A 25,712-nucleotide genomic window follows, 5' to 3' on the forward strand; every position below is an offset into this window, starting at 1 on the left:
ATTCCATTATGTGGAAGGGTGATACCGCCATATCAGGATGCCCCGAAACAGGGCGCGCGACCGCGATCGGAACCTTCTCACGCGGCGTGATCACCTTCCTATATTTTTCGGTGGCGCTCGCGGCGCTGCCCGCCGCCGCACCGGCGGTCACCGTCACGGTAAGCGGGTCGCAGAATTTTCAAACGCTGATGCCGGGGCACGCCGACGCGCTCTGCTTCACGCTCACGATCAGCTCTTCGCTCCCCGTGACGCTCCAGTCGGTCCGTTTCAAGAACAGGTCCTTGGGACCGGGCAATCAGCCCCGGCTCGACGCGGAGCTCGGTCAGCCGCGTCTCTACCGCGACTCGAACGGCGACTCCGTGTTCCAGTCCACGGTGGACACTCTTCTCGAACAGAGCTCCGCATCCGGCGGGGTCCTTCGATTCTCCGGGCTCAACGTCGCGATACCCGCATTGGGCTCGGTCACGCTCTTCGTCGGAACCAACATTCCCCTTACCGTTCGCGACAGCGACAATCTGGATCTGGCCATCCAGTCTGCCTCCGATCTGACCTTCGATCAGGTCACGACCACGACCAACGCATGGCCGGTCGACCCCGCCGGATCGATCGTCCTGGATGGCGCTTCCGCGGCGCAGATGCCGGTCGCGTCGATCGGCCCGGCGAAGCTCCTGGCGGGTTCGATCGATAACCTTGCGCTCAACGTTTCGCTTCCTTCGAACGGGTACCAGGCCGATCGCCTCGAAAGGCTGGCCGTCATCAATGAGGGGACCGCGACGATGGGATCCGACATCGCGGCGGTTCGAGCTTGGGTGGACGATGGGGATGCGCTGTTCGACCCGAGCGTGGACCGACCCCTCGGAGAGCTTTCGTTCACCGGGGACCGTTGGCAGCTCACCGGACTCTCCGAAGTCGTCCCGGTCGGCGGCCTCCGGGTCTTCTTCTCGGTCGACCTGAAGGACTTCGCCACCGACGGGCACACGATCCGCCTGGCGCTTCCGACCCTGCCGGAGCTCGGCGTTGGAGTGAGCAGCGCGAACGACGGGCCGCTCGATCGCGTCGTGGAGAACCCGTACTTCCTCAGCGTCAGCACCGCCGATCGGATCACGCTGACCGCGGTTTCCGTTCCGTCTCAATCCGCGTCTCCGGGCCGCGCGGACGTGCCGCTGGCCCATATCCTCCTCACAAACTCCTACACAAACCCGCGTTCGCTCGCCGAGATCGACTTCAGCAACGAAACGACAGGCCCCGGGTCCCGTTCCGAGCTCGACGCGGAGATGGACCGGCTCACCCTGCGATTCGACGGAAACGGCGACGGAGCGCTGGGCAGTCTCACGGAAGATCCGATGCTCGGGACGGCGCACTTCAAGGATGGCGAGGCGCGGTTCGGCGGCCTGGCGTGGCAGCTCGCGGCCGGCGAGAGCCTGCACCTCTTCCTGACCGGCGACCTGTCCCTCGCCGGCGCGAGGGACGGCGATGCCCTTTCCGTCTCGGTCCGCGGCGCGGCGCAGGTCCGCTTCGATGATTCCACCCGGATCTTCGCGGCCTGGCCACTGGACTCCGGCGCCCGGATCACCGTCGACGGAATGACCTCGGCGCAGATCGCGATCTTTGAAACTCCGGCCATGACGCTCGGGCGCAACGAGGGGCCGGCCCTGGTCATGGATTTTCTCCTGCCGCGGAACGGCTACGCAGACGACGTCCTGGACGGGCTCCGCCTCCTCAACCTTGGAACGGCGGGCCCCGGCGACGTCGCGCAGCTCGAGCTCTGGCGCGACGGCGGGGACGGTCAGTTCACGCCAGGCTCCGGGGACGATCGCGATCTCGGGCCGATGACCTGGCAGGCGGACCACTGGGAGAGCGGAGCGCTCGCGGAGGCGCTGACGGGCGCGGGGGCGCGTCTCTTCGTCTCGCTCACGGTGTCGAGCGCTCCGACCGATTCCGCCACCCTCCGCCTCGCGATACCCCTGGGCGGGGTGTCGGTGGGCTCGGGGAACGACGGGCCGCTGGACGGCCTCGTTGTGTGTCCGAACGCCGTTCTCTTGAGCAACGCGCCGCTCCTTGCCTCGATCGCGATCTTGCCCCCCGCGAGCACGGTCGGGCAAACCGTATCCGCGACGATGATCGTGCGAAACGTCGGCGGAGAATCGGTGACAGGGATCACCCCATCCTCCCTTTCCCCGGCCGGGAGCGGGAGCCTCACGCCGGCCTCCGGCCCCGCGCCCCCCTCGTTCGACCTCGCTCCCGGGGCGCAGGACTCGTTCTTCTGGGTCTACACCGCCTCCGCCGCCGGCGATGTGCGGGTGACGGGGGACGCCGGCGGAACCGGGTCGCCGAGCGGCATCGCCCGGAACGCGCTCCCGTCCTCTTCGAACACGCACCAGGTGTTCACGCAGGCACAACGCGTGGACTTCGAGGCGACTTCTTCTTTGCCGGCGGAGGTCAATCGCGGACAGGTCGACGTCGCAGCGATGACGCTCACCTTCACCAACCCCGGTTCCCAGGCCTCGACGGTTCGTCTTCTCGGATTTCGTGTGCAGGTCCAGAACGAGACCGGTGCGGGCATCATTCCTTCCGCCCTCGTGGCGCAGGTCATCGTGCGCGATGGAGCGAACATCGTTCTGCGAAAATCCTCGATCGAAACCTCCGGCAGTGAAATCGGGCTGACGTTCGCCTCCCCCGTTTCGATCGCCGCGGGGGGGAGCACGGCGCTCACCGTCGGTCTCGACATCGTGTCGTCTACGACGGTCCGCGCGTTCCGGCTCGCGATCCTCGACAGCACAGTCTTCTCGGCGGTGGACGCGAACACCGGCGCGCCGGTCTCGGTCGCGCTGCGGAGCGGGAGCTACCCCGTTCGGACCGGGGTGGCACGGGTGGTGGCGCCGGCCACGGAGATCGATATCGCGGCAGACAGTGTCCTCGTCGACCGGGTCGGACGGGGCGCGACGGGCGTTGAGCTTCTGGGCATGCGGCTTCAGAGCCCGGGGATCGTGGGCATCACCTCCGATGTCCGGGTCTTCGGCTTCTCGGTGGTTCTCGAGGACACGAACGGCGCGGCGGTTCCCAGGCCGGCGGATTTCCTCAGCCTCCTGCGGGTCGAAACGCCTTTCCAGACTCTGGCCGCCCGGGTGCTCACGCCGAGCGACGGTCCCGCGCTCGACCTTGTCCTGAGCCTGCCGCTCAGCGTTCCGGCCAATACGCCGGTGGATCTCTTCGTCCGGGGCGACATCTCGGGCACGAGCCCGCTTGGCGCGATTCGACTCCGTCTCCTCGACCCGACAACGTTTGACGCGCGGGACGCCAACACGCGCGACCCGATCCCGGCGGTCTACGCCGGGGGCCAGGTCCTGGGGAACACGATCGTCGTGGAAGCTCGGGCCGATACGCTTCGCGTCCAGGGAACTCCCCTCTTCCCGCAGAGGTCCACGGTCGGGGCCTCGGGAGTGCAGGCCCTGAGGATCAGGCTGCGTCATCCGGGCTCGGCCGGCACGGCACGAATCGCCTTGGACGAATTGACCGTCCAGTGCCGGGATGAATCGCGGCGTCCCCTAATACCTTCCGCATACCTCGACCGCGTCGGCGTGACCTGGAACGGCGCGCCGATGGCCGAAGTCACGAACCCACCTTCCTCGGGAAGCAGCGTCACGATCACGCTCCCGCGCCCTCTGCTCGAGGCGTCCGACAGCGCCACCATCGAGGTGGTCGCCGGCTTTTCGGCCGCGGCGCCCGCGGGATCGATCGAGCTCATGATCTTCGGGGACGGAATCCACGCCGAGGACGCGAACCTTGGAACCGCGGTCTCGCCCGCGCCGGACGCGGGCGCCGAGCTGCCCCTCGTCTCCGGCCTCTGCCGGCTCGAGTCACCCCCGCGGGAGCTGGTCGCGGAGCTGGTGAGCCGGATGCCCGCGGCCTTGGCGCCCGACGGTCGTTCGGTCGTGGCCGGTTTCCTCACCCTGACCAATACGGCTCCTGCGGGTTCCGACTCGATCCTCGTCGACCACCTAGTCCTACGAGGCGGCGACAGGCAGGAGAACGCGGTCCCCGTGGGGAGCTCCGCGGCGCGCGTGGAGGTCTATCGGCAGGGAGCGTTATGGGCGCAAAGCGGAGCGCTTTCGCCCGACTCGGCCCTGGCCGCGATTTCGGCGCCGTCCCCCTTGGGCGTTCCGCCCGGGAATCCCGTCACCCTCGAAGTGCGCTGGATCACGACGCTCGCCGGATACCCCTCGAGCTTCCGCCTCGGATGCGACGCTTCGGGAATCGGCGTTGTTCAGCCCTCGAGCGCGCTCCTGCAAATCCGGGTCGCGCCGGCGCAGGGTGGTGCGTTTCCCCTCTGGACCAACGCCGGGGTCTTCGGCAGCGCCGCCCTGCATGAGAGCTATTCCAACTTTCCCAACCCCTTCGCCGCGGGGCGTGCGACGACCGCGTTCGCCTATTACCTCCACGACGCGGGTCGCGTGACCCTGAGGATCTCGACACCAGGGGGCGACGGGGTCCGGACCCTGCTTCTCGACGCGGCACGCCCGGCGGGTGTGAACCAGAGCGACCTCTGGGACGGGCGGAACGGGAACGGGAGCGTCGTGCGAAACGGCGTCTACATCGCGGAGCTCACCGTCACGTTCTCCGACGGCTCCCGCGAGCGCGTGCGCCGGAAGGTGGCCGTCGTCCGATGAACGCCCCCGGGGGAGGATGGGCAAGGCTGGTCTGCCTGGCGGCGATTCTGCTCTCGGGAATCCCGGCCGCCGATGCGGCCGAGGACGGCGGGACGCGCTCCATCTTCGCCTCGGGCGCGGGCAATCGCGCGCTCGCCATGGGCGGCGCCTTCGTCGGCGTCGCGGACGACGCGAGCGCGATGATCTGGAACGCGGGCGGCCTCGGCCGTCTGCAGCGTCTGGAGCTCCAAGCCACCCACTCCGGGTACGTCGACCTCGAGTCGCGAGAGGACTACCTTTCGGTTGTGCTGCCGAGCTGGCGGTGGGGGGCCGCGGGACTCTCCGTTCGCCGTTTCGGCATCGACGGCATCGAGAGTCGCGACGACGGGAATCTTCTCCTGAACGACAAGCTCTCGGACTCGGAGACCGAGATCGCCCTGGGCTTCGGACGGCCGGTCTCCGAGGGGCTCAGCGTCGGCGGGGCGGTCAAGCTCCAGCGCCAGAGCCTCGCCGGTTTCAGCGGGACCGGCCTCGGCGCGGATCTGGGGGTCTGGGCGCAGCCCTACGCCCTCCTGCGATCTCCGCCGGAGTGGATGGAGCGCCTCAGCTGGGGCATTTCCGTTCGAAACGTGGCCCAGCCATCCGTCCGTCTCGACCGGGAGAGCGTCCGCGATCCGAGCGTGGTTCGAACGGGGATCGCCTACCAGCAGCCGTCCCTCGGCGGGCGGCCGGCGCTTCTGGCCCTGGACCTCGAGAAATCCCCGGGCGTTGGCGCCAAGGTGCACGCCGGACTCGAGGTCCGGATTCATCCGCTCCTCGCAATCCGGACCGGCTGGAACCACGGCCGTTTGGCCGCCGGCATGGCCGTGGCTTGGCGGGACTTCGTCGTGGATTACGCCTTCGGCGCTGGGGAGGTCTCGACGGTGCATCGCGTCGGCATCTCCCGCTCCCTGGGGCGCACCGTGGAGCAGCAGCGTGAGGCGGCCGCACGCGCCCGGGAAGCGGATATTCAGGCGACGCTAGAGGATGCGTTCCAGAAGCGCCAGGCCGAGCAGCTCGAGAATCTCCTAGGGCAGGTGAAGGCAGCCCAAGCCGACTCGGACTTCGACAAGGCGCTGGAGGTCCTCGCGACGATCGGGATTCTCTACCCGGGCCAGCCTGAGGCTCGAACGCTCGAAGCGCTCTGCCACCGCGAGAAGGGCCGTCAGCTCGAGGCGAATGCCGACTACGCCGCGGCCGCCGCCGCATACGGGCGCGCCCTCGCGATCGCTCCCGACGATACGGCTGCCGTGGCGGGGCGGCTTCGCTGCCGGGCCGAGAGCGAGCGCCGTGTTGCCCGCGGCGTGAACCTCCCGCGCCACTCCCCGGCCGCCTCGGACACGGTCGCAGAGGACTCCCCAGAAACAGACCCCGGCCCCGCTGAGGCACGCGGCACGGCCATGGGGAAGGGTTTCCCCAAGAAGGGGGCCGGGACGCCGGAACGGCGCGTGGAGGCCGAATCCCGACGCGCCGCGACCCCGGCGCCCGAGAGGCCGCGGCTCTCCCCCGAGCGCGAACGAGAGATCGAGAAACTGTACGCCGCGGGGCTGGCCGCCATGTCGGAACGACGACTCGACGACGCGCTTCGCTACTGGGAGCTCGCGTGGTCGATGGAGCCCGGCTACAAGAGGCTCGCCGAGTACCTGAAACGCGAATACCTCATCCGAGGCATGGAATTCTTCGCCTCGGGCAAGCTCGATGAGGCGATGGGCTATTGGCAAAAGGCGCTCCAGGTCGATCCGAACGATGCGCGCGCGGCCAGCTACATCGCCCGTGCCCGCACGCAGCAGGCGAGGACGCGCGAGATCATGAGCGGGGGCCGGTGATGGTGATTGCCCCCGGCCGGCCCGTGCTCAGCATCCGCTGGATCGTCGCGGGCGCGGCCGCCGTCCTTACCACGCTCGCGGTGCTGGGCGTGACGGGCGTCATGGAGCGCAGGACGCGAAACGTTCTCGCGGACGAGATCGAGACGCGACTCCTGCTGGAGGCGAGGAATCTCGCTCTCGCGAGCTCCAGCGCCCTTCTCACGGACTATCCGGAGCTCCTCCTCGCCCCTCTGTTGAAGGAGATGCAGGCGCGGCAGCCCGAGCTCGCGGTGATCGTCGTGCTGGACCGATCCGGAATCATTCAGGGACACCCGGACGTCCGGCGGATCGGAACCACGTTCGCGCCCCCCAAGGATCTTCAACGCGTGCCCTATCCCGCCCCTAAGAGACGAAACGAATCCCTGGAGGGCAATGCAACGATCCTTCTCGTCTCGGCTCCCATACTCGACGCCAACGCGCGAATCCTGGGCACGGCGCTCGTTGGCATGAACCGGTCGCACATCGAGCGGGCGATCAATCAGATCGGCAAGCCGCAGCCTGTCATCCTCGCCGCCTTCCTCGGGACCGGATTTGCCGCCTCGTTCCTTCTCATGTCCGTTCTCCTCCGCCCCATCGCCGCCCTCCGCGCCGGCATCGAGCGAATCGGACGCGGAGACTTGAGCACGCCCGTCGATCTGGCCGACCGGACTGAGTTCGGGATGCTCGCGGTGGCGGTCAACGATATGTCCTCGAAACTGCACAAGGCACAGGGGGAGATGGTGGAGCGCGCACGCTTGGCGCATGAGATGGAGCTGGCGCGGCAGATCCAGCGGTCCCTTCTCCCTTCGGAGCAAACGGTGGCCGGAGAATTCATCATCAACGGCGAGCAGTGGGCCGCTGCCGAAGTCGGAGGGGATTATTTCGACGTCCTTCCCCTGCCCGGCGGAAGGATCGCCCTGGCCGTCGCGGACGTGTCGGGCAAAGGTCTCGCCGGATGCCTTGTCACCTCCATGATCTTTTCCCTGCTTCGGGCGTACCACTCCAGCCACGCTTCCCCGGCCTCGCTCCTCTCCGCCCTGGATGAACGCCTCGGGGAGATCCTCCAGCGTGGCAATTTCGTGACGATGTTCTATGGGGTGCTCGATCCCGAAACAGGCCGGCTGGTCTATTGCTCGGCGGGGCACAACCCCACGCTGGTCTACCGGAGGGAACCCGAACGGGTGGAGTGGCTCCGGTCCAAGGGCATCCCCCTCGGCTCGATTCGCGGCGGCGCGGTCGGGCGCACGCTGGAGGATTCCGTTCTCCAGTTGGCACGCGGGGATGTTCTCGTCCAATTCACGGACGGCGTCAATGAAACGATGGCCCCGGCGGACGAAGAACAGTTCGGGTTCGAGCGGATGGAAGAGGTTGTTCTCGAAGCAGCTCGTGCCGGGGCCCGCAGGGTCCTCGACAGGCTGCACAACGCCGTCGGCTCATGGCGGAGGGATGGCCTCCCGATGGACGACGAAACGGTGCTCGTGGTCAGCCGTGAGCGGGTGGCCGACCGGGAGCGGCAGCCCTCAACAGGTCCGGGACATTCCTCGATCGAAGTCGCCGCCGCGCTTCGCCGCTTCGCCTTGGCCGAAGAGCGCGGAATTTGTCTCCGCCTCCAAGCAGATTTCGACTCCCTGAACCGCCTCCAGGTGTGGCTGGACCGATCCGGAATTCTCCAAGGACTTTCCGAAGCGGCCGCCGGAATGTTGAGCCTGGCTCTCTACGAAGCGTGTGCCAACGTCGTCGAGCACGGCTATGACGTCGATCCAGCCCAAAGCCTCGAGCTCTGGTGGGTCGCCGGGTCCGCCGGCAGCGACGACCAACCGGCACATGGTTCCTTTCTCATCCGCGACCGAGGAAAGCCGTTCCGGCCCGATCCGTGGAAGCCCACGGACTTTGAGGATCCGGGCGTGCGGAAGCGCGGCCGGGGGCTGGGACTGGACATCATCCACGGGACCATGACCGGGATCGCGTACCACCCTGGAACGGAGCAGGGAAACATCACCATCCTGGACTGGGACCCAAGGATGGCCCATGCCGGAGACGGGGAGCATCGCCATGCGTAACCGCGCCACGTCCATCCAGCTCCTCGCCGTTGCGGTTCAGTTTGCGGCAAAACCTGCCGATGATCAGGGGGGAAGGAGGCTACGATGAACAACGACTTGGAAATCTCCAAGGTTGAGAATCGAGGTCGCACGGCGGTGCTTCGTTTGAGGGGCCGCCTGGACGCCAAGACCGCCCCCATCCTCCTTCAACGGGTCGCGGAAATTCAGGAGAGCGGCCAAAACCTTGTCTTGAACCTGGCCGAAGTTTCGTTCATGGGATCCAGCGGCATCGGCGCGCTCCTTGTGCTCGTGGAACAGTTTCAGGAGCAGGCCGGAACCGTGCGGCTGGCTTCCCTCTCTCCGGCGGTGCACTCCGTGGTCAAGCTGCTGAACCTCGACCGTTTCCTCACCATCGACCCCACCGAAGACGAAGCGCTCGCGGAGCTCGAGGCCTGAGATGGATGGCATGCGTGCGGGCCAGGATCCGCCGCAGGCCGGGAGGAGCACTCAGGCGGTCGACGAAGGGGTGTCCGTCGCCGAAATGCGCTCCCGATTGGAGGCGGTATGGCAGCTGTCGAACGACGCCCTCTTTGCCGTCGGCCTGGACGGGATCATCGTTGCGTGGAATGCGGCCGCCGAGCGGATCTACGGCTATCCGGCCGAAGGGATCATCGGGAAGCACCTGTCCATCCTAGTACCCGAAGACCGGCGTCATGAATTGTCGACGACGATCACGAGCATCGGGCGGGGAGCGACGGTCGAAGGCTTCGAAACCATCCGGCTGAGGCGCGACGGAGTTCCGATCGATGTTTCCTTGTCCATCGCCCCGACGCGCGACGAAAGCGGCCAGGCTACCGGCGTCTTGGTGGTCGCCCGGGATATTACGGCGATCCATCAGGCCCTCCGCCAGGCCGAGCAAAGCAGCGTCCAGCTCAGCGACCGGGAGAGGATGCTTCGGCGCGCGATCGTGGCGTTGCGGAAGTCTCACGAGGAGGGCAAGGCGACACAGCTGCAGCTCGTCCAGGCCGCCAAGCTCGAGTCGATCGGCCGGCTCGCGGCCGGGGTCGCCCACGAGGTCAAGAACCCCCTCGCCGTGATCCTGTTCGCCATCGACTATCTCGCCGAGACGATCCAGGCGCCGGACGCGAACATGGTCACCGCCCTCAACGATGCGCGGGACGCCGTCGTGCGCGCCGACTCGGTGATCCGCGGCCTGCTCGAGTTCTCCAGGGCCACCGACTTGAACCCCACCCCTGAAGACGTGAATTCGTTGCTCGAACGGGCACTCGCGCTGGTCCGTCACGCATTGACCAAGTCACACATATTCGTGGTCGAGGAGTTCGCGAGCGGCCTGCCCCAGGCCATGCTGGACCGAAATAAGATCGAGCAGGTGTTCGTCAATTTGATGATCAACGCGATTGACGCGATGCCTTCCGGCGGAACTCTGATCGTGGGGACCCGTCGCGAGCAATTGAAAGATACGGGACCGGATGTCGGATACCGGCAGAGTGATCGGTTTCGCATCGGCGAGAGCGCCATTGTCGTCTCCATCGAGGATACCGGCACCGGGATCAACGAAAACGTCCGCGAGAGGCTTTTCGATCCCTTCTTTACGACCAAGGCCCCCGGTCGAGGAACGGGATTGGGGCTCGCTGTTTGCAAATCGATCATCGCGTTGCATGGGGGCACGATTCGCATCGCGAACCGGGAGAGCGGTGGCGCGCGGGCCACCGTCGTGTTCCACAGTATCAGGTCCTAGGGGAGGGTTGACGCCGATGGATAAGATCCGGGTGCTTCTGATCGACGATGAGCCGAGCTTCACGCGAATGCTGAAGATGAGCCTCGAGCGGCGGGGGGGCTTCGAGGTGATGGTGGAGAACAACGGAGCGTACGGGCTGACGGTCGCTCAGGACTTCAGGCCCGATTTCATTCTGCTCGATGTGATCATGCCGGATGTCGACGGCGGGGAGGTGGCGGCGAAGATTCGAGCCGACTCGAAGCTCAAGGACACCCCGATCGTATTCTTGACGGCGGGCGTATCGAAGGATACAACCAAGGCCAAAGGCAACGTCATCGGCGGCCAGAAGTATCTCGCCAAGCCGGTCACGGTCGACGAGGTGATCCGGTGCATTGAAGCTCGGCTGGGAAAGACCCCGCGAGTGTCGACGGGCTCGTCCCCCGTCCCGAAGTCATGATCGACGTTCCGCGCGACTCAGCATCTCCGCGACCGTGCCGACGAGCTCGGATGTCGCGACCGGCTTTGTCAAATAGACATCGGCCCCGTGACTAAAGCCCAGTAGCTTGTGCTTCGGTTGATCGAGCGCCGTGAGCATGACGACCGGCAGGATCCAGGGACGGTACAAGCGTCGCAGCTCCACACAGACGTCATAGCCGCTCATGTCCGGCAGCATGAGGTCCAGGACCACGAGATCGGGCCAATGCTCGGCGGCGAAGCCAATCGCGGCCTTCCCCTTTCCTTCCGTCCTCACTTCGTAGCCCGCGCGTTCCAAGTGCCTCTTGAGGAGCCTCGCCAGTGCCTCCTCGTCCTCGACGACGAGAATCCGTGCCCGGGTCTTGTCCCTTCCGGTCCACAAGGTTTCTGCCAAGGGAGAGCCTCCGAGGGTGTCCCATGCGGCGGCAAGACATCGATTGGGGGACGTGCCACAGTCCGCTTTGGAGTTATCGGAAGGTTCGGCCGGCGGAATTAGGGGAAAATGGCGGAGGGTCGCCTCGGGTTGAATCGCGGCTCTACCGCCCCACCGCCTGGGGTTCGCGAGGATTGGCGTGCCGGCTCACGTTCTCATCCCGCCCCGAGCCGACCGACACCAGACGGATGGGCACGCCCGCGAGCTCCTCGAGACGGTCCAGATAGCGTCGCGCCTCGCGGGGCAAGTCATCCCATTGACGGGCCGTTGTGGTGGGCGCGCGCCAGCCCGAAAAGGTCTCGCAGATGGGTCGCGCCGCGTTCAGATCCGCGAGCGATTCCGGCATTTCGGAGACCCTGCGATTCCCGATCTCGTATTCCACGACGATCTTGATTTCGGGCATCGCGTCGAGCACGTCGAGCTTGGTGATGACCAGCTGGGTGAGCCCGTTGACGCGCACCGCGTGCCGGATGGCGACGACGTCGAACCATCCGCAGCGCCTCGGGCGCCCGGTGGTCGCTCCGTACTCGTTTCCCTCCTCGCGGAGCTTCGCCGCCAGCTCCCCTTCCAGCTCGGATGGAAAGGGACCGTTTCCGACCCGCGTGGCGTACGCCTTCGCGACCCCGATCACGTCGGTGATGCGCGTCGGCCCGATTCCCACTCCGGTGCATGCCCCGCCCGCCGTTGCGCTCGAGGAAGTCACGTAGGGATAGGTTCCGTGATCGAGATCGAGGTGTGTGCCCTGGGCGCCTTCGAGCAGGACGCGCTTCCCCCCTCGGATCGCGGCGTCGACGGCGTGCGATACGTTCACCGCCAGGGGCCGGAGCAGCTCCTCGTCCTTCGCGCAGCGCGCCAGAACCGCGTCGACCGGCTCGAGCGGGGTGCTCGGCCCCGCGATCCGCAGGGTGCGCTCCCGCAAGCGCCGCACGCGCTCTTCGCGGACGCCCGGATCCAAGAGATCGGCAACGCGAAGCCCGACGCGACCCGCCTTGTCGGTGTACGCCGGTCCGATGCCCCGTCCGGTCGTTCCGATGCGCGCGCCCTCCGGGCCGCCCTCGGTCAGCTGCTCGAGCGCGCGGTGGTCGGGCAGGATGATGTGCGCCGACAGGGAAACGAAAAGCCGCCCGTCCACGTGGACGCCCTGCGCAAGCAGCGTACCGCGCTCGTTGCGGAGCGCATCGCAGTCCACGACCACACCGTTCCCGATATAGCAAATGGTGTTGGGACGCAGGATGCCCGACGGGATGAGATGAAGGATGAATGTCCGATCGCCGACGACCACGGTGTGGCCGGCGTTCGGGCCGCCCTGATAGCGGGCGACCACGTCGGCCTCTTCACTCAGGAGGTCGACGATCTTCCCTTTTCCCTCGTCACCCCACTGGGCGCCGACGACGACACGGCAGGCCATGCGTGAATTACCTCCAAACGAAAAGACCGCGAGTTCGGCCCTCGCGGTGGGTGCGGATGCAGCGGACTCGAAACCTTATCAGACGCCGTGGCGGGCGTCAATCGGGCGGGTCGGGCCCCTCGCGGACCGCCCGCGCCTCATACCCGCGCGCCGTTCATGCGGAAGATCTGGAGGAAGATCTGGAGCGCCTCGTCGAGGCCCTCCGCCGTGGGCGCCGAAGGCAACCGCTCCCGAAGCGCCGCGACGGGGCGGTAGAGAATGGGATAGTCCGCCGATTCCAAGAGCGTGAGGTCGTTCAAGCTGTCCCCCATTCCGATCACCTTGAACCCGGCGCCCTTCATCCCCTCGACGACCCGCGCCTTCTGGCCGCGAATCCTGAGCTTCCAGCCGACGATCCGTCCCTCTCCGTTCACCTCGAACTGGTTCGCGAAGAGGTTGTATCCGCCGAGACGCTCGATGACCGGCTCGGCGAACTCCTGAAACGTGTCCGAGATGATCATGATCTGGCACTGGCGGCGGATCCGATCGAGGAACTCGTGCGAGCCCACGTACGGCCGCACCTCGTGCGCCACCGCCTGCAATTGCGCGAGCGTCAGGCCGGCGCGATTCAACGCGTCCACGCGCCGCCGCATCAGGGCCTCGAAATCAGCGATATCGCGCGTCGTGAGGTGAAGCTCCTGGACCCCGAAGTGGTGCCCCAGATGGGGCCAGATTTCCGGCGCGAGGACGCCCTCTAGATCGATCGCGGCAATCACAGGCTACCATGATACTAAAAAGAGCGAGGGGAAGCGTCGCCGCTTCCCCTCGAAGCCTCCGGTGGACTGTTGGGATTCGCCAGCAGGCACCAGGCTAGGGCGCTCTAGATGCCGCTAGCTACAGCCACCTCCGCAGTTCAGTACATCCATTAAGCCGTACGTGTGCACTGGACCACCTCCTTTCCGCGATGTCTGAATGCTCAGGCCCATGTGGGAGATCTGTCAACGGGAAATCTTCTTGTGGGCCGGATTGCGGCTGGGGGTGGCGGTGCGCGGGCCAGACTCCCCGATCGCCCCGCTCTCGCGGAGCTTCCCCAGGAGGAGCGTCACGATCTCCTCCCCGACGGCCTCCTGCGCCTCCTGGGTCGCGGCGCCGATGTGGGGCGTGGCAACCACATTCTCCCGCTGTACGAGCGGCGAGCCGCCCGGCGGCTCCTGGGCGAAAACATCGAACACCGCCCCGCTCAGGTGCCCCCGCTCGAGAGCCTCGAGGACCGCGGCCTCGTCCACGAGGCCCCCTCGGGCCGCGTTGACGATCACCGCGCCCCGCGGGAGGCGCGCGATCTCGCCTGCCCCGATCATCCCTCGGGTCTCGGGCGAAAGCGGTACGTGAAGGGTCAGAATCTCCGACCGCGGAAGGAGCTCCTTCATGGGGAGCGGTTCCACGCCCAGCGCGCGGGTCGCCTCTTCCGAAAGCAGCGGGTCGTGGCCGACGCATCTCATCTCGAATGCCCGCGCGCGCTGCGCGACGGCGCGGCCGATCTTCCCGAGGCCCAGGATCCCGATCGTCTTCCCGCGAAGCTCACGTCCTTGGAAGCGGGCCTTCGCCCACTCGCCGCGTTTCAAGGAGGCATCGGCGGCGGGAATCTGGCGAAACAGGGCGAGCAGGAGACCGAACACGAGCTCGGCGACGGCGACCGCGTTCGCTCCGGGCACGTTGAGTACCAGGATCCCGCGCTCGCGCGCGGCGGCCGCATCGATGTTGTCGATCCCCGCGCCGGCGCGCGCCACCCAACGGAGCTTCGGAGCCGCCTCGATCAGGCGCCGCGTCACCTTCGTGGCGCCGCGCACGACCCAGGCATCGATATCCGCGACCAAGGGCAAGAGCTCGGGCTCGGAAAGCCCGCGGCGCTCCTCCACGGTGATCCCCGGGGTCCCGCGGAGGATCGCGACCGCGCCCTCGGGGAGCGGGTCGCTGACGAGAATCCTAACCGACACGCGCTGCGGCGGAAGCCCGGGAGCTGCGGAAGGATTCCTGCGCGGCTCGGACCCCCGCGCCCGCCTCGACCGAGGCGCCGTGCTCGATCAGCGAGGCCTCGAACGCCCCCACGAGGCGGAGGATGTCCCCTTCGTCGTAATAGCCGATGTGCCCTAGGCGGAAGATCTTTCCCTTCAGACGATCCTGCCCCCCCGCGATCTTGACGCCGTAGCGCTGCTCCATCGTCTTCACGACGGCGCCGGTATCCACCCCCGGCGGCACCCGAACCGCGGTGAGGGTATTCGAGGGCACCTCGGCGAAGAGGGATAGCCCGAGCGCGCGCACGGCCTTCCGCGTCGCCTCGCCGTTACGCTGGTGGCGCGCGAAGACCTCGTCGCGCCCCTCCTTCGCGAGCAGGAGCATGGCCGCCCGGGCGGCGAGCACGAGGCTGATCGCCGGGGTGAAGGGCGTGTCCCCTTTTTCGAGGGCGCTCTTCGCCTTCGCGAGGTTCCAGTAATACTTGGGGAGCTTCGACGCCTTCACGAGATCCCACCCACGCGGGCTCAAGCAGACGAACCCCAACCCCGGCGGGATCATCATTCCCTTCTGGGAGCCCCACACCACGCCGTCCACGTCCGAGCGGTCGAAGTGCAGGTCGTAGACGCCGAAGCTCGTGACCGCGTCGATCACCGTCGCGACCCCACGCGCCCTCGCCGCCCGCGCCATGTCGTGGACCGGAAAGAGGGCGCCGGTCGAGGTTTCGCTGTGGGTGATGAACATCAGCTTGGCGCCGGGATGCGCCCCGAGCGCGGATTCCACTTCCTCCACCGTCGCGACCCGGCCCCATTCGACGCTCACCGTGTGCACCGCGACGCCGTACGCCTCGGCGATCAGCTTCCACCGCTCCCCGAACTTCCCCCCTTCGACGACGATCGCTTGATCGCCCGCCGAAAGCAGATTGACCACGGCGGCCTCCATCGCGCCGGAGCCGGAGCAGGAAAGCGTGAGCGCTGGCTGTGCCGTGCCGAGATGCTCCTGCATCAGCCGCGTTGTCTCCAGGAAGTGCTGGCGGTACTCGTCCGTGCGATGGTGGATGAGCGGCTTCGCCATCGCTTCCAGGACCTCGGACGGAACTTCGGTGGGTCCCGGGGTGAACAACACGCGTTTCATCGTGGTCTCCCGTTAGCCTTCGGTCCAGCGGGGCGGATCAATGCGTGTACGGATGCGGCTGCTCTTCCTGGTTGCGGCGTAGATACGTCGAGGACTCGCCCGGCTTCAACGAAACCTCCAAAACCTCGTCCATGGTCTCGACAAGCTTGAACTGGAGGTCCTCCCGTATGAAATCGGGGAGCTCCTGCAAATCCTTCTCGTTCAGCTTGGGAATGATGACGGTCTTCACGCCCGCGCGCTTGGCGGCGACTACCTTTTCGTTCAGGCCTCCGATCGGGAGCACGTTGCCCAGGAGCGTGATTTCTCCGGTCATCGCGACGTCGTCGCGCGTCGGAACGCCTGTGAGCGCGGAGACGAGGGCGGTGGCCATCGCGATGCCCGCCGAGGGGCCATCTTTAGGTATCGCTCCTTCAGGCAGGTGCACGTGGACATCGATCCCCTTGTAGAAGTCCTTGTCCAACCCGAGCGAGATCGCGCGGGAGCGGGAGTAGGAAAGGGCCGCCTGTCCGGATTCGCGCATCGTCTCCCCGAGCTTCCCGGTCAGCATGAGCACGCCGGTCCCGGCGAGAATGCTCACCTCGATATTCAGAAGGTCGCCCCCCGCCTCGGTCCAGGCAAGACCGGTCGCCACGCCGACTCGAGAACGGCGCTCGATCTGGCTGTCGAGGTATTTGGGAACGCCCAGGAACTTCGGAAGCTGCTTCTCCACGATCCGGAACACGCGCGGTTTCTTGAGCGTCGCCTTCCTGCGCGCGACCTTGCGGCAAATCGCCGCGATTTCGCGCTCGAGGTTCCGGACGCCCGCTTCCCGCGTGTAGGCGTTGATGACCGCCCGGATCGCGGCGTCGTTCATCTGAACATCCTTGGGGACCAGGCCGTTGGCCTTGAGCTCCTTCGGAATCAGGAAATTCTTCGCGATCTCGACCTTCTCGAACTCGAGATATCCCGGCAAGCGGATGATCTCCATCCGGTCGAGCAGCGCCGGCGGAATCGAATAGAGGGTGTTGCTCGTGGTCAGGAACATCACCTGCGAGAGGTCGAAGTCCACTTCCAGATAGTGATCGTTGAAGGTGTGATTCTGCTCGGGATCCAAGACCTCGAGAAGCGCTGAGGCGGGGTCGCCGCGGAAATCGGTTCCGAGCTTGTCGATCTCATCGAGCAGAAGCACCGGGTTCATCGAGCCGGCACGCTTCATCGCCTGGATGATCCGCCCGGGCATGGAACCGATGTAGGTGCGCCGGTGCCCGCGGATTTCCGCTTCGTCGCGGACGCCACCCAGCGACATACGCACGAACTTTCGTCCGAGCGCGCGGGCAATCGATTTTCCGAGCGAGGTCTTGCCCACGCCGGGGGGACCCACGAAGCAGAGGATCGGCCCCTTCAAGCTCCCCGACAGCTTGAGCACCGCGAGGTACTCGATTATCCTCTCCTTCACCTTCTTCAGCCCGTAGTGATCCTCGTCCAGGATCTTCTCGACGCTCTGGATATCCGGGTTGTCGTCGGTCTTGTGTGCCCAGGGCAGCGAGACCAGCCAATCGACGTAATTCCGCACGACGGTCGCTTCGGGCGACATGAAGGACATTTTCCCGAGCTTGTCGATCTCCTTGACGGCCTTGTCGTGCACTTCCACGGGCATCTTGGCCTTCTTGACGGCCTGGACCAGCTCGTCGATCTCGTTCGAAAACTCGTTTTGGTAGCCCAGCTCCTTGCGGATCGCCTTGAGCTGCTCGTTGAGATAGAACTCTTTCTGGTTCTTGTGGACCTGGCTCCGGACCTGCCCCTCGATCTTGCGTTCGAGCTTCAGGATCTCGAGTTCGTTCGCGAGTGTCTTGCTCAACTGGCGGAACCGCTCGGTCAGGTCATCCTCCTCGAGCACCGCCTGCTTCACGGCGACCTTCAAGATCAGGTGCGAGGCCACGGTGTACGAGAGAAGGACCGGGTTGCCGATGTTGTTCGCGGTCGAGAGCACTTCGTCGGGAACGCGCCGGTTCAGGTGCACGTAGTCGTTGAACGAGGCAAGGACGTTGCGCGTCATCGCTTCGAGCTGAGCGTCCTGACGCACCTTGTCCTCGATGATCGCGACCGAGGTGGACATGTACTCCGATCCTCGGAAGAACTTCTTGGCGCGCGCGCGGCAGATCCCTTCGACCAGGACGCGCATCGTGCCGTCCGGCAGCCGGAAGAGCTGGAGGACCCGCACGACGGTGCCGACGCGATACAGATCCTTCGCGACCGGATCGGGCACGTCGGGACGGCGCTGCGCCAGCACGAACAGCACGCGGTCGCGCTGCACGGCCGCCTCGATCGCGTTCACGGAGGGGACCCTCCCCACCAGGAGCGGGATGGTCATGTACGGGAAAATAACGACATCGCGAAGCGGGAGAAGCGGGATCCGGTCCCGGATCTCGAAGACCTCTCCGTCGCGCTCGAGTCGAATCATTCGATTCCGCCTCTTTCCGCCCTAACCCCGGTTAGGCCTCTTTGCGGCGGCGATCGCCGCGGAAGGTGAGGATCGGCTCCGCCTTGCGTCCGATGACATCGCGGGTGATCGTACAACCCACGACCTCGAGCCGCGAAGGAATCTCGTACATGAGATCCATCATCGCTTCCTCGAGTACGGCCCTCAGTCCGCGCGCGCCGGTGCCCCGCTTCAGGGCAAGGTCGGCCACGGCTTCCAGACCGTCTTCGGTGAACTCCAGCTTCACCCCTTCCATTTCGAAGAACTTCTGGTACTGCTTCGTGATCGCGTTCTTGGGCTTCGTCAAGATCTCGATCAGCGACTGCTTGTTCAGGGAATCGAGCGCCCCGATGACCGGGAGCCTCCCCACCAATTCCGGGATCAAACCGTAGCGGAGCAGATCCTCCGGCTCCACGAGCGCCAGAAGCTCGCCGATGTTCCGGTCCTTCCGGCTTCGGATATCCGCGCCGAAGCCCATCGACTTCTGACTGACCCGCCGCTCCACGATCTTTTCCAGGCCCTCGAACGCCCCGCCGCAGATGAAGAGGATGTCCTTCGTGTTCACTTCGATGTATTTCTGCTGCGGATGCTTTCGTCCGCCCTGCGGCGGCACGTTCGCGATCGTCCCCTCCAGGATCTTGAGGAGCGCCTGCTGCACGCCCTCGCCGGAGACGTCGCGGGTGATCGAAGGGTTTTCGGACTTGCGCGAGATCTTGTCCAGCTCATCCACGTAGACGATGCCGTGCTCCGCGTTCACAACGTTGAAATCGGTCGCCTGGAGCAGGCGGACGAGGATGTTCTCCACGTCTTCGCCGACATATCCCGCCTCGGTAAGACACGTCGCGTCCACGATCGCGAACGGAACCTTGAGGGTCCGCGCGAGCGTGCGCGCGAGCAGGGTTTTCCCCGTTCCGGTGGGACCGACCAAGAGGATGTTCGACTTTTCGAGCTCGACATCCTCGACGGCGCCGCCGGAATAGATGCGCTTGTAGTGGTTGTAGACCGCGACGCTCAGCGTCTTCTTGGCGCGCTCTTGCCCGATGACGTAGTCGTCGAGGACTTTCTTGATCTCCGCCGGCTTCGGGAGCGCGCCTTTGGGCGCGCCCGCCCCGCGATCGGTCTCGCCTTCGAGAATGTCGTTACAAAGCTTGACGCACTCGCTGCATATGTAGACCGAGGGCCCCGAAACCAGACGCGAGACCTCGTCTTGGCCGCGCCCGCAGAAGCTGCACCGGATGGGGTGAGGCGAATTGACCCGTTTCTTCATGCTGATGCGTGCCCTAGCCGACCGGTGCCGGCTCGGGCTTTCTCTCCTTGCTGGGTTCGAGTTTGGCGATGACCTTGTCCACGATGCGATACGCCTTCGCTTCTTCTGCCGACATGAAGAAGTTTCGATCCGTATCGTGCTCGATTTTCGCGAGCGGCTGCCCCGTGTGCTTCACGAGGATATCGTTGAGGGCCGAGCGCAGGGCGAGGATCTCGCGCGTGTAGATCTCGATGTCGGTCGCCTGCCCTTGGCTCCCGCCGAGAGGCTGGTGAATCATCACCCGCGAATGCGGAAGCGCGGAGCGCTTGCCGCTGGCGCCCGCGGCCAGGAGAAGCGCCGCCATGCTCGCGGCCTGGCCCATGCAGATCGTCGCGACGTCCGGCCGGATGAACTGCATCGTGTCGTAGATCGCGAGGCCGGCCGAGACGATGCCGCCGGGCGAATTGATATAGAGATTGATGTCCCGATCGGGGTCTTCCGCTTCGAGGAAGAGGAGCTGCGCGATGACGAGGTTCGCAATGACGTCGTCGATCGGCTGGCCGATGAAGACAATCCTATCCTTGAGCAGCCGGGAATAAATGTCGTAGGCCCTCTCCCCGCGCCCGCTCTGCTCGACCACCATCGGTACCAGCGACATGTGCTCGTTTCCTCCTTGCCTGTATATCGGGTTACGCTACCGCCATCTTAAGCCGGGCCTTCTCGCGGAGCAGTGCGAATACCTTTCGCTCCGCGAGATGCGCGCGTGCCCGCTCGCGGTGCTCGGCGCTCCGGAGCAGGCGCTCGGTCTCGGGCGGCGCGCCCTCCCCCTCCGCGGCACCCCGCAGGGCCCTCTCGATTTCGTCCTCGGTCACGGTTACCGACTCGGCGTGGGCGATAGCGTCCACGAGCAGGTCACGCTTGATGCGCCGCTCGGCCATCGGGCGATACTCGCCGCGGAAGCGGTTCTCCTCCTCGGGGCTCCATTCCCGGCCTTCCACCCTTAGACGCTGGACCAGCTCCTCCAGATACTCGCGGACCATGGATTCCGGAAGGTCCATCGGATTTCGGGCGATGATTTGGTCCACCAGGGCTTCTTCCTGCTCCCGCTGGGCCCTGAGCCGCGCCTCCCCCTCCATGTTCAACCGGACCCTGGCCCGGAGCTCGGCGGCGTCGCGCATCCCGGCGACCTCCCGAGCGAATTCGTCATCGAGAGGCCGGACGCGCCGCTCCCGGACGCCCTGAATGTCCACGGAAAAGGCGGCGGTGCGCCCCCTGAGCTCCTCGTTGCCGAAGTCGGGGGGATAGGCCACCTCGAAATCGCGGTGGTCCCCCGCCTTGGTCCCGATCAGGTTCTTTCGAAACTCGGACAGGAGGCCCGGAGCCCCGAGCTCCACGAGCGCATCCTTCTGCTCGGTCTTCCGCAGCGGCTTCCCCTTCGCGTTGAGCCGGACGTAATTCACGAGAACCGCATCGCTCTCCCCGGCTTCCCGCTCGACGGGAACCCACTCGGCGGCGCGCTGACGCAGCTCCTCGAGCGCCCTGTCGACGTCCTGGTCCGGAACCTGGGTCTCCTTGGCGTCCACGTCCAGCCCCAGGTAGTCTTTCGGTGTAACTTTAGGCCGAAGTTCGACTTGCGCCTCATAGGTCAGGGGCTTCCCGCGCGAGAAATCGATCTTCTCGATCGTCGGGTAGGAGATCGGGTCTAGCTTCTGCTCCCGAACCACCGACTCGTAGGAGCGCTTGACCACCCTTTCCAATACTTCGTGCTCCATGGAGTGACCGAACTGGAGCTCGATCACGTTCCGGGGCACGTGCCCCTTTCGGAAACCGGGCAGCTGGACGCGATTGCGAAACTCCTCGACGACGTCCTGGAAGGCACGCTCAAGCTCCTCCGAAGGCACCTCGATCACGAGGAGCTTTCGCCAAGGGGATCCGTGGTCGCGAATGTCGACTTTCAAATAATGGCTCCCGGTCATGCTGGTGCGAGAGGGGGGAGTTGAACCCCCACGAGTTGCCTCACGGGATCCTAAGTCCCGCGCGTCTGCCAATTCCGCCACTCTCGCGAAGGCAACCCCAGTCTAACAGCGAAGTGGTTGTGGTTCAAGAACATTGCCCCGCTCAGGCGGGGGAGGCCGCCTTGGGGGCGCTCCGGACCACCTCCGCGACCCTGGCCACGACCTCGTAGCGGCCAAATGAGGGCATCAGATACGCCCCCTCGACCATGTCCTTCGCCTTGAGGAGGAGGGCGCGGCACATCTCGACCCCCACCTCGATCCCCTTCTCCCCGGCGTTCCTCATCGCTTCGCGCGCGTGCTCGGGAATGTTGATGCCCGGCACCTCGTTGTGGAGGAACTCGGCGTGGCGGTGGCTCTGGAGCGGCAGAAGCCCCAGGAGAACCGGAACGCGCTTTTTCCCGACCGCCTCGAGAAAGCGGGTGAGCGGCTCGAGCTCGTAGAGCGGCTGCGTCATCGTGAACTCGGCGCCGGCCTCGACCTTCTTGGAGAAGCGCTCGAGCTCGGCATGGATATCCTCCGAGGCCGGGTTCACCGCGCACCCGATGAGAAAGCGGGTCGGCTCCCCGATCGAGTTCCCCGCCAGATCGGTCCCCGCGTTGAGCTGCTTCAAGATCCGGATCAGCCCGACCGAATCCACATCGAACACCGCCGTGGCGTTGGGATAATCGCCGATCCTCGGCGGATCGCCGGTCAAGGCGAGGATGTTCCGGATGCCGAGGGCATGCGCCCCCATGAGATCCGACTGGATGCCCATCAAGTTGCGGTCGCGGCACGTGAAGTGGAGGATCGTCTCCACGCCGACCTGGTGCGAGATCATCGACGCGAGCGCGAGCGAGGACATCCTCACCCGGGCCATCGGGCTGTCGGCGACGTTGATGACGTCGACCCCGGAGCTTTTCAGGAATTGCGCGCCCTCGATCATCTTCTTGGGACGCGCGCCGCGCGGCGGGTCCACCTCCACGCTCACGACGAATTCGTGATTGGAGAGCTTCCGCGCGAGGAGCGAGCGCGAAGCGGGATCGCCAGCCGCCGGCTCCTCCAGGACGACGTGGGGAGCCGGGGGCGGAGGCGGCGGTGCGGACGCGCGGTCCAAGGCGGCGGCCTCCGCGGCGCCGGCGCCTGGACGCGCGAGCGCCTCGCGCATGCGGCGGATGTGGGCCGGAGTCGTGCCGCAGCAGCCCCCGATGAGGTGCGCCCCCGCGGCCTCGAGCTGGATCGCGTAGTCCGCGAAATAGTCGGGGGAGGCGAGGTAGAGAAACCGGCCGCCCACGAATTGCGGCAGCCCGGCGTTCGGCATGACCGAGATGGGAAGCTCGGTGCGCCGCCTTAGACGCTGCACGATCTCGAGGATCTTCTGCGGTCCGACGCTGCAGTTCGCGCCGAGGACGTTCACCCCGAGGCTCTGCGTGGCCCGCACCACGTCTTCCGGGTAGGCTCCGTAGAGCGTGCGTCCGTCCTCGGTGAAGGTCATTTCGGCGACGAGGGGAAGGTCGGTCACCCGACGCACCGCCTGGATCGCGAGCTTCATTTCCTCGAGGTCGGTCTGCGTCTCGATGATGAGCAGATCGACGCCGCCCTCCACGAGCCCCTCGACCTGCTCCACGTAGGCCGCGAGCGCTTCCTCTTTCGGGATCGTGCCGAGCGGCGCGACCGGTTTCCCCAGCGGTCCGATGGCGCCCGCCACGAAGACCGCCTCCCCGACTTCCTCACGCGCGTTCCGCGCGAGCTGCGCCCCCGCGCGGTTCACGCGCCGCGCGTCCTCCCCCGCCCCGTGCGCCGCCAGGCGGACGCGGCTCGCGCCGAACGTGTTCGTCTCGATCAGCTCCGCTCCGGCGCGGATGTAGTCACGGTGGATCGATTGGACGAGCGCGGGCTCTTGGAGGTTCAGGAGGTCGAAGGAGCGGTCGAACGGGATTCCGCGCTCGTAGAGGAGGGTGCCCATGGCGCCGTCCGCCAGAACGACGCCCTCCTCGAGACGTTTGAGGAAGGGATGTTTCAAATTCGATGGCTCCATAGGGGAAGGGGCTCTTCCATCGCTCCTGACATCGTACTATACTGCGCGGCCCGCCGTGGACGAAATGAGGGAGCGCGCGACTTCATGAACATTCTTGTCTTCGTGAAACAGGTCCTCGACACCGAGACGCGGATCCAGCTCAAGGACGGCGTCGTGGACACGACGAACGTGAAATGGGTCGCGAACCCCTATGACGAGTTCGCGATCGAGGAGGCGCTGCGGATCCGAGAGCGTCTCGGCCAAGGCAAGATCACGGTCGTGAGTTTGGGACCCGACCGCGTTAAGGAAGCGATCAAGTATGCGCTCTCCCTGGGCGCGGACGAGGGCGTGCACGTCAAAGGAGACGGCGTGGCGCTCTGGGACCCGCTCGCCGTCGCCACCGTGCTCGCGGCCGCGGCGCGAAAGCTGGGGTTCGACCTCATTCTCACGGGGAAGCAGGGGGTCGACCACGACTGGTCCCAGGCCGGGATCATACTCGCGGAGCTTCTGGACCTGCCCCATGTGTCCGTGGTCGTGGGGCTCGAGCTCGATCCTCCCGGGAAGCGGGGCGTCGCCAAACGGGAGGTCGAGGGAGGCGTCGAGACCGTGGAATTCGGGCTCCCCGCCGTGATCACCGCGCAGAAGGGCCTGAACGAGCCCCGGTACGCTTCCCTCAAGGGAATCATGGCCGTGAAGAAGAAGGTCATCCCCGAATGGACCCCGGCGGATTTGGGCGTCGATCCCTCCGCGGTCGGCGAGGGCGCCGCGGCCATCCGGTTCCTCGAGTTCTCGCTCCCGCCTCCCCGGCCCGCCGGCCGGATCCTCGAAGGGGAGCCCAAGGATACCGCCCGCGAGTTGGTTCGCATCCTGCACGAGGAAGCGAAGGTCATCTGATGGCCACGCTCGCCGTTCTGGCGGAATTGAAGGACGGCGCCGCGCGGAAAATCACCTTCGAGATGCTGGCCGAAGCGAGGCGGCTTTCGGACGCTTCCGGGGGGGGTACCGTCGGTCTCATCGCGCTGGGAGCGCTTGGGCCCGGGGAAAGCGACCGCCTCGCGCACCAGGGCGCGGACCATATCTACCACGTGGAAGGCGAGGCTCTCTCGGGATACGCCGCCGAGGCTTATGCCGAGGGAGTCAAGGTGGCGTTGGATCGAGCAAGACCGGATACGCTCTTCATCGGAGCGACATCCCAGGGCAAGGATCTGGCGCCTCGCGTCTCGGCGCGGCTGCGCGTCGGGCTCGCCTCGGACTGCACCGAATTCGCCTTTCACAACGGCGACCTGACCGCCCGCCGACCCATCTTCGCGGGAAAAGCATTCGGCCGGGTTGCATGGAACGCGGCGCGCCCGCGGATCGCGACCGTTCGGCCGAATACCTTCACGCCCCTCGAGCCCGATACCTCCCGCAAGGCGAAGGTGGAGAACGTTCCAATCGGGCCGGTGAAGGCGCGCGCCCGCGTCGTGGGCTTCGAACGATCCGAGGGAGAGATGCTCGATCTCACCGAAGCGAACATCATCGTGAGCGGCGGCCGCGCGATGCAGGGCCCCGAGAACTTCGAGCTTCTTCGCAGGCTTTGCAAGGTGCTGGGCGCGACCTTGGGAGCCTCGCGGGCGGCCGTGGACGCGGGCTGGATCGACCACAGCCATCAGGTCGGCCAGACCGGCAAGGTGGTCAACCCGACGGTCTATTTCGCCGTCGGAATCTCGGGGGCGATCCAACACCTCGCCGGCATGTCCTCTTCCCGCACCATCGTCGCGATCAACAAGGACCGGGACGCTCCCATCTTCAAGATCGCGAGCTACGGCATCGTCGGCGACCTCTACCAGGTCGTGCCCCTCCTCACCGAGGAGTTCGAACGAGCCCTCAAGGAGTAGACGACCACGGATCCTGCGTACGAAACCTATTGGAAACGCAAACAGTTGCTTCGGGAGGGAGCGCCCCGCTTCCCCGTCCGCCGATGGTGGGAGACCGAAGACCTTTGCGAGATCGAGCGCGTGTACTTCGACGCGATCCACGGCTCGGCCAGCCTGCTAGACGTGGGAGCGGGAGATCTCAGGATCATGCGCAAGCTCCAGCGCGCCGGCTATCGAGGTGAGTACCACACGCAGGACGTGGGAGGAGAAGGAAGCTACACCTACCGAGATGTAGACGAGATTCGGCGCCATTACGGAGCGATCCTGTGCCTCGACGTGATCGAGCACCTCCCCCTTCGAGAGGGGCTTACGCTGCTCAAAAAAATGATCTCGCTCCTGG

The 25,712-nt window shown here is 66.1% G+C and carries 19 protein-coding genes and 1 tRNA gene; 9 read left to right on the forward strand and 11 right to left on the reverse strand.

Annotated features, from left to right (window positions below; genetic code table 11):
* Window positions 1-86: 86 nt before the first annotated feature.
* The 6 genes from E6K76_06940 to E6K76_06965 all read left to right on the forward strand — a co-directional run bounded on the left by E6K76_06940 (window position 87) and on the right by E6K76_06965 (window position 10,763).
* Window positions 87-4,667 carry a hypothetical protein gene (locus E6K76_06940; protein ID TMQ58752.1) on the forward strand — a complete coding sequence of 1,527 codons (4,581 nt, stop codon included), beginning with the start codon at window positions 87-89 and terminating at the stop codon, window positions 4,665-4,667.
* On the forward strand, window positions 4,664-6,511 hold the full coding sequence (locus tag E6K76_06945) for a hypothetical protein (protein ID TMQ58753.1): 1,848 nt from the start codon (window positions 4,664-4,666) through the stop codon (window positions 6,509-6,511). Before E6K76_06940 ends, E6K76_06945 begins: the two co-directional genes overlap by 4 nt.
* On the forward strand, window positions 6,508-8,589 hold the full coding sequence (locus E6K76_06950) for a HAMP domain-containing protein (protein TMQ58754.1): 2,082 nt from the start codon (window positions 6,508-6,510) through the stop codon (window positions 8,587-8,589). Before E6K76_06945 ends, E6K76_06950 begins: the two co-directional genes overlap by 4 nt.
* Before the next feature lie 84 nt (window positions 8,590-8,673).
* Window positions 8,674-9,024: an STAS domain-containing protein gene (locus E6K76_06955; protein TMQ58755.1), complete on the forward strand. Its 351-nt coding sequence runs from the start codon at window positions 8,674-8,676 to the stop codon at window positions 9,022-9,024.
* 1 nt (window position 9,025) lies between these two features.
* Window positions 9,026-10,327 (forward strand): PAS domain S-box protein, encoded by a 1,302-nt coding sequence (locus tag E6K76_06960; protein TMQ58756.1) that lies wholly within the window; start codon window positions 9,026-9,028, stop codon window positions 10,325-10,327.
* A 16-nt stretch (window positions 10,328-10,343) separates the two neighbouring features.
* Complete coding sequence (locus tag E6K76_06965) at window positions 10,344-10,763, forward strand: response regulator (protein ID TMQ58757.1); 420 nt, start codon at window positions 10,344-10,346, stop codon at window positions 10,761-10,763.
* On the opposite strand, the gene E6K76_06970 is transcribed toward E6K76_06965, so the two are convergent.
* From E6K76_06970 to E6K76_07020, 11 genes are all read right to left on the reverse strand, one after another.
* A complete protein-coding gene (locus tag E6K76_06970) occupies window positions 10,758-11,348 on the reverse strand; it encodes a response regulator transcription factor (protein ID TMQ58758.1) in 591 nt (196 codons plus the stop codon). The two genes, E6K76_06965 and E6K76_06970, sit on opposite strands and share 6 nt — an antisense overlap.
* Window positions 11,317-12,621, reverse strand: coding sequence for an adenylosuccinate synthase (locus E6K76_06975; protein ID TMQ58759.1), 1,305 nt, complete (start codon window positions 12,619-12,621; stop codon window positions 11,317-11,319). Before E6K76_06975 ends, E6K76_06970 begins: the two co-directional genes overlap by 32 nt.
* Window positions 12,622-12,758: 137 nt before the next feature.
* A complete protein-coding gene (thrH, locus tag E6K76_06980) occupies window positions 12,759-13,376 on the reverse strand; it encodes a bifunctional phosphoserine phosphatase/homoserine phosphotransferase ThrH (protein TMQ58760.1) in 618 nt (205 codons plus the stop codon).
* A gap of 222 nt (window positions 13,377-13,598) precedes the next feature.
* On the reverse strand, window positions 13,599-14,594 hold the full coding sequence (locus tag E6K76_06985; GenBank protein TMQ58761.1) for a hypothetical protein: 996 nt from the start codon (window positions 14,592-14,594) through the stop codon (window positions 13,599-13,601).
* Window positions 14,584-15,744 (reverse strand): alanine--glyoxylate aminotransferase family protein, encoded by a 1,161-nt coding sequence (locus E6K76_06990; GenBank protein TMQ58762.1) that lies wholly within the window; start codon window positions 15,742-15,744, stop codon window positions 14,584-14,586. Before E6K76_06990 ends, E6K76_06985 begins: the two co-directional genes overlap by 11 nt.
* Window positions 15,745-15,781: 37 nt before the next feature.
* The gene (locus E6K76_06995; protein ID TMQ58763.1) at window positions 15,782-18,184 is read right to left on the reverse strand and encodes an endopeptidase La; all 2,403 of its coding nucleotides are present in this window, start codon (window positions 18,182-18,184) and stop codon (window positions 15,782-15,784) included.
* Window positions 18,185-18,215: 31 nt separating this feature from the next.
* Entirely contained in the window at window positions 18,216-19,469 is a 1,254-nt protein-coding gene (gene clpX, locus E6K76_07000) for an ATP-dependent Clp protease ATP-binding subunit ClpX (GenBank protein TMQ58764.1), read from the reverse strand.
* A 13-nt stretch (window positions 19,470-19,482) separates the two neighbouring features.
* Window positions 19,483-20,106: an ATP-dependent Clp endopeptidase proteolytic subunit ClpP gene (gene clpP, locus E6K76_07005; protein TMQ58765.1), complete on the reverse strand. Its 624-nt coding sequence runs from the start codon at window positions 20,104-20,106 to the stop codon at window positions 19,483-19,485.
* A gap of 31 nt (window positions 20,107-20,137) precedes the next feature.
* Window positions 20,138-21,424, reverse strand: a complete 1,287-nt coding sequence (gene tig / locus E6K76_07010) for a trigger factor (GenBank protein ID TMQ58766.1) — start codon at window positions 21,422-21,424, stop codon at window positions 20,138-20,140.
* A 2-nt stretch (window positions 21,425-21,426) separates the two neighbouring features.
* A tRNA-Leu gene (locus E6K76_07015) sits at window positions 21,427-21,511 on the reverse strand.
* A gap of 55 nt (window positions 21,512-21,566) precedes the next feature.
* Window positions 21,567-23,462 carry a bifunctional homocysteine S-methyltransferase/methylenetetrahydrofolate reductase gene (locus tag E6K76_07020; protein ID TMQ58767.1) on the reverse strand — a complete coding sequence of 632 codons (1,896 nt, stop codon included), beginning with the start codon at window positions 23,460-23,462 and terminating at the stop codon, window positions 21,567-21,569.
* Window positions 23,463-23,561: 99 nt separating this feature from the next.
* Between E6K76_07020 and E6K76_07025 the strand changes: the two genes are divergently transcribed.
* The 3 genes from E6K76_07025 to E6K76_07035 form a co-directional block, all read left to right on the forward strand.
* Window positions 23,562-24,350 carry an electron transfer flavoprotein subunit beta/FixA family protein gene (locus E6K76_07025; GenBank protein TMQ58768.1) on the forward strand — a complete coding sequence of 263 codons (789 nt, stop codon included), beginning with the start codon at window positions 23,562-23,564 and terminating at the stop codon, window positions 24,348-24,350.
* Window positions 24,350-25,333, forward strand: a complete 984-nt coding sequence (locus tag E6K76_07030; GenBank protein TMQ58769.1) for an electron transfer flavoprotein subunit alpha/FixB family protein — start codon at window positions 24,350-24,352, stop codon at window positions 25,331-25,333. The genes E6K76_07025 and E6K76_07030 overlap by 1 nt, the downstream gene beginning before the upstream one ends.
* 45 nt (window positions 25,334-25,378) lie before the next feature.
* The coding region (locus E6K76_07035) for a hypothetical protein (protein ID TMQ58770.1) at window positions 25,379-25,712 on the forward strand (334 nt) is incomplete at its 3' end.

Source organism: Candidatus Eisenbacteria bacterium (assembly GCA_005893275.1).
In the GTDB taxonomy this organism is placed as follows: domain Bacteria; phylum Eisenbacteria; class RBG-16-71-46; order SZUA-252; family SZUA-252; genus WS-7.

Coding starts and splice junctions, on each gene's coding strand:
- E6K76_06945 (TMQ58753.1), top strand. CDS start 4,664: ATGAACGCCCCCGGGGGAGGATGGGCAAGGCTGGTCTGCCTGGCGGCG.
- E6K76_06955 (TMQ58755.1), top strand. CDS start 8,674: ATGAACAACGACTTGGAAATCTCCAAGGTTGAGAATCGAGGTCGCACG.
- E6K76_06960 (TMQ58756.1), top strand. CDS start 9,026: ATGGATGGCATGCGTGCGGGCCAGGATCCGCCGCAGGCCGGGAGGAGC.
- E6K76_06965 (TMQ58757.1), top strand. CDS start 10,344: ATGGATAAGATCCGGGTGCTTCTGATCGACGATGAGCCGAGCTTCACG.
- E6K76_06975 (TMQ58759.1), bottom strand. CDS start 12,621: ATGGCCTGCCGTGTCGTCGTCGGCGCCCAGTGGGGTGACGAGGGAAAA.
- E6K76_06990 (TMQ58762.1), bottom strand. CDS start 15,744: ATGAAACGCGTGTTGTTCACCCCGGGACCCACCGAAGTTCCGTCCGAG.
- E6K76_06995 (TMQ58763.1), bottom strand. CDS start 18,184: ATGATTCGACTCGAGCGCGACGGAGAGGTCTTCGAGATCCGGGACCGG.
- clpX (TMQ58764.1), bottom strand. CDS start 19,469: ATGAAGAAACGGGTCAATTCGCCTCACCCCATCCGGTGCAGCTTCTGC.
- clpP (TMQ58765.1), bottom strand. CDS start 20,106: ATGTCGCTGGTACCGATGGTGGTCGAGCAGAGCGGGCGCGGGGAGAGG.
- tig (TMQ58766.1), bottom strand. CDS start 21,424: ATGACCGGGAGCCATTATTTGAAAGTCGACATTCGCGACCACGGATCC.
- E6K76_07025 (TMQ58768.1), top strand. CDS start 23,562: ATGAACATTCTTGTCTTCGTGAAACAGGTCCTCGACACCGAGACGCGG.
- E6K76_07030 (TMQ58769.1), top strand. CDS start 24,350: ATGGCCACGCTCGCCGTTCTGGCGGAATTGAAGGACGGCGCCGCGCGG.